The sequence below is a fragment of the Micrococcus sp. UYEF5 genome (assembly GCF_040546065.1).
GTDB lineage: Bacteria > Actinomycetota > Actinomycetes > Actinomycetales > Micrococcaceae > Micrococcus > Micrococcus luteus.
The window spans coordinates 236619-246945 of the sequence record NZ_JBEPNB010000004.1 but is presented as its reverse complement, the minus strand read 5'-3'; the positions used below and the strand labels follow the sequence as shown (position 1 = coordinate 246945).

Here is a 10327-nt window from a genome sequence, read left to right as displayed (position 1 = left end):
CCACTACAACTACCATCGGCCTCATACCTCCTGCGGAGACGCTCCTCCGGCCTCGTTGGCACCGGCCCGAGTCAACAACGTCATGCCCTCCTACACCTAGACTGGGTTCGCCATGGCTGACCTCTTCTCCGCGCTCGGACGCACGCCCCTGAACCTCGACCGCACCCGCCGCCCGGCGGACCCGGAGACCGCCCTGCCCGGGCTCGTGCCCCCGGCCGTCACGCGCGCGGCCGCGGACCCCGAGGCCTGGGGCGAGGACGCCCGGCCGGCCGCGCCGGCGCACACTCCCGAGTCGCTCGTGGCGGGGCTCAACCCGCAGCAGGCAGCCGCGGTGACCCACACGGGGGCGCCGCTGCTGATCGTGGCGGGCGCCGGCTCGGGCAAGACCCGGGTGCTGACCCACCGCATCGCGTGGCTGCTCGCCACCGGCCGGGCGCGGCCGCACGAGATCCTCGCCATCACCTTCACGAACAAGGCCGCCGCGGAGATGCGCGAGCGCGTGGCCGGGCTGATCGGCCCCACCGCCCAGCGGATGTGGATCTCCACGTTCCACTCCTCCGCCGTGCGGCTGCTGCGCAACGAGGCCGCCAACATCGGGCTGAAGTCCACCTTCACCATCTACGACTCGGCGGACAGCCTGCGCCTGGTCACCACCGTCGCCAAGCAGCACGAGCTGGACCCGAAGCGCTTCGCGCCCAAGGCCCTGCTGAACCGCATCAGCTCCCTGAAGAACGAGCTCGTGGAGGCGGACGACTACGCCGCCACCGTGGCCGAGGGGGACCCGTGGGGCCGCGCCGTCGCCGCCGTCTACCGGGACTACACGGCCCGCCTGCGCCAGGCCAACGCCCTGGACTTCGACGACCTGATCGGCATGACGGTCCACATGTTCGAGGCGTTCCCGCGCGTGCTGGACAACTACCGCCGCCGGTTCCGCCACGTCCTCGTGGACGAGTACCAGGACACCAACCACGCCCAGTACCGCCTGATCCGGCTCCTCGCCGGCCCGGCGGGCGACCCCGAGGGCGTGGAGACCCCCGGCGGCGAGCTGACCGTCGTCGGCGACTCGGACCAGTCCATCTACGCGTTCCGCGGCGCGGACATCCGCAACATCGTCGAGTTCGAGCAGGACTTCACGGACGCCGTCACCATCAAGCTCGAGCAGAACTACCGCTCCACGCAGACCATCCTGGACGCCGCCAACGCGGTGATCGAGCGCAACCCGGACCGCCGTCCCAAGCGCCTGTGGACGGCCGAGGGGGAGGGCCCCGCGATCGTCGGCTACGCCGCGGAGAACGAGTCCGCCGAGGCGGAGTGGATCGCCACCACCATCGACCGGCTGCAGGACGAGGACGGGATCCGCCCGGCCGACGTCGCCGTGTTCTACCGGACCAACGCGCAGTCCCGTGCGCTCGAGGAGCGGCTGGTGACGCGCGGCATCCCGTACCGGGTCATCGGCGGCACGCGCTTCTACGACCGCAAGGAGATCAAGGACGCGCTCGCCTACCTGCGGGTGATCGTCAACCCCGACGACGACGTCAACGTGCGCCGCATCCTCAACGAGCCCAAGCGGGGCATCGGGGACCGGGCCGAGGGCGCCATCGCCGCGTGGGCCGAGCGCAACCGCTCCACGTTCTCCGCGGCCCTGCGCGACGCCGAGAACGCCCCCGGCATGGCCGCGCGCTCGCTCAAGGCCGTCCGCGGCTTCGTGCAGATGATGGACGACCTCGGCCAGGTCGCCGAGTCCGCCGGCCCGGCCACCGTCCTGGAGGCCGTCCTCGAGCAGTCCGGGATGCTGGCCGCCCTCCGCGAGTCCGAGGACCTGCAGGACGAGTCCCGCGCGGACAACCTCGGCGAGCTCGTCGCCGTCGTCCGCTCCTTCGAGACGACGCACCCGGACGGCACCCTGTCCGACTTCCTCGAGCAGGTGGCGCTCGTGGCGGACGCGGACCAGCTGCCCACGGCCCCGGACGTGGAGGGCGAGGCGCTCGCCGAGCAGCAGGGCCAGGTCACGCTCATGACGCTGCACACCGCCAAGGGCCTCGAGTTCCCCGTGGTGTTCCTGACGGGCATGGAGCACGGGGTGTTCCCGCACGCCCGCTCGATGACGGACGAGAAGGAGCTCGCGGAGGAGCGCCGTCTGGCCTACGTGGGCCTGACGCGCGCCCGCCGTCGCCTGTTCCTGACGCGCGCCGAGGCACGCTCGCTGTGGGGCCAGCACCAGTTCAACCCGCCCAGCCAGTTCCTCGGGGAGATCCCGGAGGCGCTCATCGACTGGGAGCGGGAGGGCACCACGCGCTCGGCCGGGTCGTTGAGCCTGACCGGCGCCGGCACCTCGCGCTACGCGGGGCGGTTCGGCGGCGGGCGACCGGCCTGGCGGTCCCGGGACGACGACGGCGCGCGGCCCCAGCGCCTCACCCGCGGGGACGAGCCGGCGGACCTCACGGTGCCCTCCGGTGTGGTGCGCGGGAAGGCGCCGAGCCGGGTGCAGCCGCAGAAGGAGATCGTGGCGCTCAGCCCGGGCGACCGCGTCTCCCACGCGACCTTCGGCGAGGGGCGTGTGGACGCCGTCGCGGGCGCGGGGGACAAGACCGTCGCGACCGTCACCTTCGACGCCACCGGGGCGCAGAAGCGGCTGCTGCTGCGCTACGCCCCGCTGACGAAGGTCGAGGGCTGACGGGACCGGCCCGCCGACTCCCCGGTCTCTCCGGGGTGTGGACTAGAGTGAGCCGTGGAACGCCGCCGTCCGCCGCCCTGCTGTGCCCCCGTGCCCGGCCCGGCCACGGAGGGGGCGTCGACGTCGGCCGCGCCCGCGGGCGAGGCCGGCAGACCCTGTCTTCGACCAAGAAGGACACACCACCGTGGACCTGTATGAGTACCAGGCGCGCGATCTGTTCGAGGCGCACGGCGTCCCCGTGCTGGCCGGCATCGTTGCGCAGACCCCGGACGAGGCCAAGGCGGCCGCGGAGAAGATCGGCGGCGTCACCGTCGTCAAGGCGCAGGTGAAGGTCGGCGGCCGCGGCAAGGCCGGCGGCGTGAAGGTCGCCAAGACGGCCGACGAGGCCTACGAGCACGCCAAGGCCATCCTGGGGATGGACATCAAGGGCCACACCGTGCACCGGGTCATGATCGCCCAGGGCGCCGACATCGCCGAGGAGTACTACTTCTCCGTGCTGCTGGACCGCGCCAACCGCACCTACCTGGCCATGTGCTCGGTCGAGGGCGGCATGGAGATCGAGCAGCTGGCCGAGGAGCGCCCCGAGGCCCTCGCCAAGGTGCCCGTCTCCGCGCTGACCGGCATCGACGCCGAGACCGCCCAGAAGATCGTCGCCGAGGCGGGCTTCCCCGAGGAGCTGCGCGCCGACGTCGCCGAGGTCATCCAGAAGCTCTGGGAGGTCTTCGAGAAGGAGGACGCCACCCTCGTCGAGGTGAACCCGCTGGTGAAGACCGGCGACGGCACGATCCTCGCCCTGGACGGCAAGGTCTCCCTCGACGACAACGCGGCGTTCCGCCACGAGGGCCACGCCGCCCTCGTCGACGAGCGCACCGAGGACCCGCTGGAGGCCAAGGCCAAGGCCAACGGCCTCAACTACGTGAAGCTGGACGGCCAGGTCGGCGTGATCGGCAACGGCGCCGGCCTCGTGATGTCCACCCTCGACGTCGTCGCGTACGCCGGCGAGAAGCACGGCGGCGTGAAGCCGGCCAACTTCCTGGACATCGGCGGCGGCGCCAACGCCGAGGTCATGGCCAACGGCCTCGACGTCATCCTGGGCGACGAGCAGGTCAAGTCCGTGTTCGTGAACGTCTTCGGCGGCATCACCGCGTGCGACGCCGTCGCGAACGGCATCGTCAAGGCCCTCGAGATCCTGGGTGACACCGCCACCAAGCCGCTGGTCGTGCGCCTGGACGGCAATGCCGTGGAGGAGGGCCGCCGCATCCTGCAGGAGGCGAACCACCCGCTCGTCACCCTGGCCGCCACCATGGACGAGGGCGCCGACAAGGCCGCCGAGCTCGCCCACTCCGCGAACTGACCGTTCGGAAAGACTGAGGAAACAGCTATGTCGATCTACCTGAACAAGGACTCCAAGGTCATCGTCCAGGGCATCACCGGCGGCGAGGGCACCAAGCACACCCGCCTCATGCTCAAGGCCGGCACGAACATCGTGGGCGGCGTGAACGCCCGCAAGGCCGGCACCACCGTGTCCCACGAGGACAAGGACGGCAACGCCGTCGAGCTGCCCGTCTTCGGCACCGTCAAGGAGGCCATGGAGAAGACCGGCGCGGACGTGTCCGTGGCCTTCGTGCCGCCGGCCTTCGCCAAGGACGCCGCGATCGAGGCCATCGAGGCCGAGATCCCGCTGCTCGTGGTCATCACGGAGGGCATCCCGGTGCAGGACTCCGCCGAGTTCTTCGCCCTGTCGCAGTCGAAGACCGGCGAGGACGGGAAGCCGAAGACCCGCATCATCGGCCCGAACTGCCCCGGCATCATCACCCCGGGCGAGGCCCTGGCCGGCATCACCCCGGCCACCATCACCGGCTCCGGCCCCATCGGCCTCGTGTCCAAGTCCGGCACGCTGACCTACCAGATGATGTACGAGCTGCGTGACTTCGGCTTCTCCACCGCCATCGGCATCGGCGGCGACCCGGTCATAGGCACTACCCACATCGACGCCCTCGAGGCGTTCGAGGCCGACCCGGACACCCAGGCCATCGTGATGATCGGTGAGATCGGCGGCGACGCCGAGGAGCGTGCGGCCGAGTTCATCAAGGCCAACGTCACCAAGCCGGTCGTCGGCTACGTGGCCGGCTTCACCGCCCCGGAGGGCAAGACCATGGGCCACGCCGGCGCCATCGTCTCCGGCTCCGCCGGCACCGCGCAGGCCAAGAAGGAGGCCCTCGAGGCCGCGGGCGTGAAGGTCGGCAAGACCCCGTCCGAGACCGCCCAGCTCATGCGGGAGATCCTGCAGGCCCAGGCCTGATCCCGACCCTCGGCCGCCGGGCCTGACGGCACGGCGACCACAGCGAACGGCCCCTCACCCGCCAGGGTGAGGGGCCGTCGTCGTGGTGAGGTCCTGTGAGATGACGGGAGACGCGGAGTCAGAGCCACTCGTGGCGGCGGGCGAACCGCGCCGCGTCATGGCGCGTGGACGTCTGGGTCTTCTGCATGGCGCTGGAGAGGTAGTTGCGGACCGTGCCCTCCGCGAGGTGCAGCTGCTGCGCGATCCTGGCCACGGAGTACCCCTCGCCCGTGGCACGCAGGGCGTCGAGCTCCCGGTCGGTGAGGGGACAGTCGTCCGAGATCGCCCGGGCCGTGGTGTCCGGATCGATCCATCGTTGCCCGCTGTTCACCCTGCGGATCACATCGGCGATTTCCCCCGGCTCCGCAGACTTGGTGACGAACCCGGTGACGCCAGCCTTCAGCGCCCGTCGGAGCACCCCGGGACGGGCGTGGCGGGTGAGCATCACCACCGGGAGGTCGGGGTGGGTCTCGCGGAGCGTCGCGACGGCTGCGACGCCGTCCAGACCGGGCATCTCCATGTCCGTCACCAGCATGTCGGGATCGATGCGGCGCACTGCCTCGACCGCCTCATGGCCGTCGGCGGCCACCTCCTCGACGCGGATGCCGCCCTCTATCTCCAGCAGAGTGGCCAGTGCTGTGCGCAGGAGCTTCTCGTCGTCCGCCAGGACGATCCTGATGTCATTCACACCGACTCCTCCTCGTCCGCTTCCCATCGTGCCCCGAGGGTGAACCGTCCGTCGACACAGGAGACGTCCAGGCGGCCTCCGACCCCCGCGAGGCGGGACCGGAGGTTGTCCAGCCCTCCCGTGTGGTCCTCGGCGGAGACACCGGCCGCACCGTCATTGGAGATCACCACGTGCCCGGGGGCAAGGCTGATCTCGACCCTGCGGGCGTCGGAGTGACGCAGGATGTTGGTGGTCCCCTCCCTGATCACGACGCCGGCCACATGCTCGAACTCTTCGCCTCGCGGGCCGCCGTCGTCGTCGGTGGTGACGGTGATGCCTGTGGCCTCGAGCAGCGCGACGGAGTTCGCGAGCTCACCGCGCAGGGTCAAGGTGTGCCCGTCCTGTGCCAGCGCCTTGGTCTCGGCCATGGTCTGGCGCAGGGTCTGCTGAGCCTCATCGAGTTCCCGCTGGGCCGCGTCGGTGTCCGTGGAAAGCATCCGCTGGGCGACGGCGATCTTGAGCTTCACCACGTGCAGCGCATGGCCTTGGATGTCATGGAGGTCCTGGGAGAAGCGCAGCCGCTCGGCATCGAGAGAGGCTGCCCGCTCCTGCTCAGCACGCTGGTCCTGCAGGCGCATGAGGTCGAAGGAGATTCGGGAAACGGGGATGGTCACGCACGCGACGCCCGTCAGCAGGGCGCCCATGCCGACATAGACCCACAAGGCCTGGGGATCGGTGACGAACACGAGAGCGCCGGCCGCCGACCCGACAGTGAGCACCAGCAGGGTCACGACGGCCCTGGCGTGTCGGCTCCACATGACCTCGAGCGCACCGGCGAGGGCGAAGGCCAGGGCGCCCAGGGGAGTCAGATCCCAGAGGGCGCTGAGCGCCCAGGTGAGAGTGCCCAGGGCGAGCACTGCCCAACGCGTCGGAGCAGCCACCTCCCGGTGCCACTGGGACAGCAGCCAGAGGCCGGCGATGAGGCCGGGTGCCAGGACGAGAGGGGGCCACGGCTCCACAGCGGACGTCAGGAGGGCGACGATGGCGGCAACACCGAAGACTGCGAGCAGGACGAAGCTCGTCCTACTGCGCAGCCTTCGCGTCTCCGACGTGTGCTCGGAGGTCATGGGCACTCCATGTTCAGTCAGCGCGTGGATCGGGTGCCCCTCAGGAGGTCACCTGCGTCTCTCGCTCGACGGCCTTGTGGCTGGCCGAGAACCCCACAGCGGTCGCGACGACGGCGACCACCATGCCGACGATCAGCCAGGTGGCGTCGGCGGTGTCCCGTGCGGGGACCCAGGAGGTGATCTCAGAGGGCAGGATCTCGGGGATGGGCAGGTAGTGCAGCGTCAACATGACGCCGAACGCGGTTGCACAGAGAAACAGGATGAATGCGATGGTCCGGATGGTCTTCATGGGAGCCTCCCGTGTCCAGGTCGATGGTTGGTTCTCTTCGGCGGTCCCGATCCGCCGCGGGTGCCGCGGGATCGGAACGACATCCACCTTTCCGTCACCGGCCCGCCCCGCACCAGTGACGCAGCGTCATGCTTGCGCACCAACTCTGTCATGCCGCGCAGTGACGTGACCTCACTGTCGGGGGCGGATTCCGGTTGGTTGTGTGGGGGACATGCAGAACACGACGCTTCTCCCCGCCCCCACCGCCGTCGACTCTCGCACGGAGACGATCGTCGAGATCCACGACCTCAGGGTCGACTACGGGGACTTCACTGCCGTCGACGGGATCGATCTCGAGATCCGACGTGGGGAGTTCTTCGGCCTGCTCGGCACCAACGGTGCCGGGAAGACCACCACCATCGAGGTCATGGAGGGTCACCGGGCCCCGACCGCCGGCTCCGTGCGGGTCCTCGGGCAGGACCCGAGCGACCGCACCCTGCGTCGTCGGGTGGGGATCATGCTCCAGGAGAGCGGGTTCGCCCCGGACCTGACCGTACGCGAGACCCTCGCGCTGATCGGTCGTCTGACGCGGCGGGACGACGACGTCGACCGTGTCCTGGACCTCGTGGACCTCCGCCGGCGTCGGGACACCCGGACCGGGCAGCTCTCTGGCGGCGAGAAGCGCCGCCTCGACTTCGCCACGGCGATCTTCGGCTCACCGGAGCTGATCTTCCTTGACGAGCCCACCACGGGGTTGGACATCGAGGCACGCGACGCACTCTGGCACGTCGTGGACCGGCTGCGTGACGAGGGCGCGACGATCCTGCTCACCACGCACTACCTCGAGGAGGCCCAGGAGCGGGCCGACCGCATCGCGCTCATGCACAGCGGCCGCATCCATCGGCAGGGGACAGTCGCCGAGCTCACCTCGGCCTTCCCCTCGACCATCAGCTTCCGGCTGAGTGGTGAGCCCACCGTCCCGTTCGAGGACGCGACGATCGCACCCGGCGGCGCGGTCACCATCCCCACCACGAACCTCCAGGAGGACCTGTACCGCCTCCTGGTGTGGTCCCGCTCCCGCGATGTGGAGCTCGAGGGCCTGAACGTCGGAGCCGAGGGGCTCGAATCCCTCTTCCGCGCCCTTAACGCCTGATCACACGTCCTCACGACCGACTCGACCACCACAAGAGGAGCCCGCAATGTTCGCCATCGCCCGCAGCGAGATGACACAGCTCGTCCGCAACCGCCTCGTCGCAGCCTCGTCGTTGTTCATCCCCCTCGCCTTCAGCGCGGTCCTGATCTTCAACCGCGAGAACTTCGGGGGCACCCCGGTGACGGCCGCTCTGATCCTGGTCACCGTGACCGCCATGGGCACCTACATCACGGCGACGACCACCCTGGCCTCCCGCCGCCAGAACCTGTTCCTCAAGCGGCTGCGCTCCACGTCGGCGAAGGACGCCTCCATCTTGAGCGGTCTCGTGCTGCCGATTGCGCTGGTGAACCTGGTGCAGGCCGGGGTCATCGTCGCGATCCTGTCGGTCGTCGGCACCCCTCCGGTGGGGGTCGTGGCCGTCGTGGCCGCCGTCGTCGTCCTGGAGTTGATGTTCGTGGGCGCGGCCATCGCGACGGCGGGTCTCACCAACTCCCCGGACCACGCGCAGGTGACCACGCTGCCCCTGTTCGTCGTCGCCCTCGGCGCCTCCATGTGGGTCGGTCTGACCGGCACGGAGGAGCTTGCCGGAGTCAAACGCCTGCTCCCCGGCGGTGCGGTGACCGAGCTGATCATCGAGGGATGGAGCGGCATGGCCCTCCACGAGGCCGTCAGCCTGCTGCTGCCGAGCCTCGCCTTCGTCGTGGCGGCGTTCGCCATGGCAAAGAGCACCTTCCGGTGGGAACCGCGTACCTGAGGCCCGCATGGTCACCACCTTCCGCTCCTCATGACACAGAGCAGAGCGACACTGCGACAGCGGGCCGGCCCACCGCTGTCGGTGCACTCATCGGGGCTCTGGAGGAACTGAGCCGCCGAGAGGACGGAGAGGACCGGACCCTCTTCTCGTGGCCGGGGCGCCAGACCGCCCTCCCCGCGTCAGCCCACGTTCGCGCCGAAGAGCAGGCCGAGCACGTACGTCACGGCAGCGGCGCCGAAGCCGATCGCGAGCTGGCGCAGGCCCCGAGCCAGCGGTGAGGAGCCGGACAGCAGCCCGACCACACCGCCGGTGAAGAGCAGGGCCACGCCCACCATCGCCGCCGCCAGGCCCAGGGCCCACAGCCCGGACATGCCGAAGATGTACGGCAGGATCGGGATGAGTGCGCCGGAGGCGAAGAACGCGAAGCTGGACAGGGAGGCGCTCCACGCCGAGCCGATCTCCGCGAAGGAGTCCGAGTGGTCCACCGGGCCCTGGGAGCCGTCGGGACGGGCGGAGAACTGCGGGTTGCAGTCGCACGTGAGATAGCCGAGGCGCTCGAGCGCGCGGTGCTCGGCGTCCTCGGGCGTCATGCCGCGGGCCAGGTAGACGAGCTTGAGCTCGTTGTGGTCCAGGTCCAGGTGCTGGGCCGCCTCGAGGGTGATCTGGGTGGGGGAGGAGGCCTCGAGCAGCTCCCGCTGGGACCGCACCGAGACGTACTCGCCGGCCGCCATGGACAGCGCGCCCGCCAGCAGGCCGGCCACGCCGGTGAACAGCACCACGGACGGCGCCACGCCCGTCGCGCCGATGCCCATCACGAGCGCCAGGTTGGAGACCAGCCCGTCGTTCATGCCGAAGACGGCGGCGCGGAAGTTGCCGGCCAGCTGCTCGCGACCCCGGGCGGCGAGGCCGCGCACGACCTCCTCGTGGATGGCCTCATCCGCCACCATGCCCTCGGGGGCGTCCTGGTCCTCCGCGTAGGGAGTGTCCGACTCGGCGCGCTGGGCCAGGGCCAGCACGAACACGGAGCCGAAGATCCGCGCGAGCCAGCGCAGCAGGATGCGGTGCAGGGAGGGGCGCGGCGGGTTCTCGGCGTGCTCGCCCAGGAGGGCCCGCCAGTGCTGTTCGTGGCGGCGCTCGGCCTCGGCGAGGCCGAGCAGGATGTCGCGCTCCACGCCGTCCTTGCGAGCGGCGATGTCGCGGTAGATCTGGCCCTCGGCGATCTCATCCGCGAGGTAGCGGCGCCAGCGTCGGACCTGTTCGCGGGTCGGCTCGGGACGTGCCGCAGGAGTGGCGGTGTGGGCGGGGCTCATGGGGCTCCATCGGATGGGCGGGGGGGGGCGGCG

General features: G+C 70.6%; 9 protein-coding genes. 5 read left to right on the top strand and 4 right to left on the bottom strand.

Features of this window, described 5'->3' with window-relative positions:
• The first annotated feature begins 112 nt into the window (after window positions 1-112).
• From pcrA to sucD, 3 genes are all read left to right on the top strand, one after another.
• Entirely contained in the window at window positions 113-2674 is a 2562-nt protein-coding gene (gene pcrA, locus ABIB16_RS06270) for a DNA helicase PcrA (protein ID WP_041103062.1), read from the top strand.
• A 184-nt stretch (window positions 2675-2858) separates the two neighbouring features.
• Entirely contained in the window at window positions 2859-4028 is a 1170-nt protein-coding gene (gene sucC / locus ABIB16_RS06265; RefSeq protein ID WP_041103060.1) for an ADP-forming succinate--CoA ligase subunit beta, read from the top strand.
• 27 nt (window positions 4029-4055) lie between these two features.
• Window positions 4056-4976 carry a succinate--CoA ligase subunit alpha gene (gene sucD / locus ABIB16_RS06260; protein ID WP_061867723.1) on the top strand — a complete coding sequence of 307 codons (921 nt, stop codon included), beginning with the start codon at window positions 4056-4058 and terminating at the stop codon, window positions 4974-4976.
• 118 nt (window positions 4977-5094) lie between these two features.
• Here sucD and ABIB16_RS06255 read toward each other — a convergent pair whose 3' ends face one another.
• Genes ABIB16_RS06255 through ABIB16_RS06245 form a run of 3 tightly spaced genes read right to left on the bottom strand, consistent with a single transcriptional unit; the run spans window position 5095 to window position 7098 of the window.
• Window positions 5095-5730, bottom strand: coding sequence for a response regulator transcription factor (locus ABIB16_RS06255; protein ID WP_060973826.1), 636 nt, complete (start codon window positions 5728-5730; stop codon window positions 5095-5097).
• Window positions 5700-6809, bottom strand: a complete 1110-nt coding sequence (locus ABIB16_RS06250) for a sensor histidine kinase (protein ID WP_060973827.1) — start codon at window positions 6807-6809, stop codon at window positions 5700-5702. The genes ABIB16_RS06255 and ABIB16_RS06250 overlap by 31 nt, the downstream gene beginning before the upstream one ends.
• A 40-nt stretch (window positions 6810-6849) precedes the next feature.
• Window positions 6850-7098, bottom strand: a complete 249-nt coding sequence (locus ABIB16_RS06245) for a hypothetical protein (RefSeq protein WP_060973828.1) — start codon at window positions 7096-7098, stop codon at window positions 6850-6852.
• Between the two features lie 211 nt (window positions 7099-7309).
• On the opposite strand from ABIB16_RS06245, the gene ABIB16_RS06240 reads away from it, so the two are divergent.
• Together ABIB16_RS06240 and ABIB16_RS06235 are read left to right on the top strand one after the other, a co-directional pair.
• Window positions 7310-8230 carry an ABC transporter ATP-binding protein gene (locus ABIB16_RS06240; RefSeq protein ID WP_060973829.1) on the top strand — a complete coding sequence of 307 codons (921 nt, stop codon included), beginning with the start codon at window positions 7310-7312 and terminating at the stop codon, window positions 8228-8230.
• A 46-nt stretch (window positions 8231-8276) separates the two neighbouring features.
• Complete coding sequence (locus ABIB16_RS06235) at window positions 8277-8984, top strand: ABC transporter permease (RefSeq protein ID WP_060973830.1); 708 nt, start codon at window positions 8277-8279, stop codon at window positions 8982-8984.
• Window positions 8985-9163: 179 nt separating this feature from the next.
• On the opposite strand, the gene ABIB16_RS06230 is transcribed toward ABIB16_RS06235, so the two are convergent.
• The gene (locus tag ABIB16_RS06230) at window positions 9164-10294 is read right to left on the bottom strand and encodes a VIT1/CCC1 transporter family protein (RefSeq protein WP_095353376.1); all 1131 of its coding nucleotides are present in this window, start codon (window positions 10292-10294) and stop codon (window positions 9164-9166) included.
• Window positions 10295-10327 lie beyond the last annotated feature (33 nt).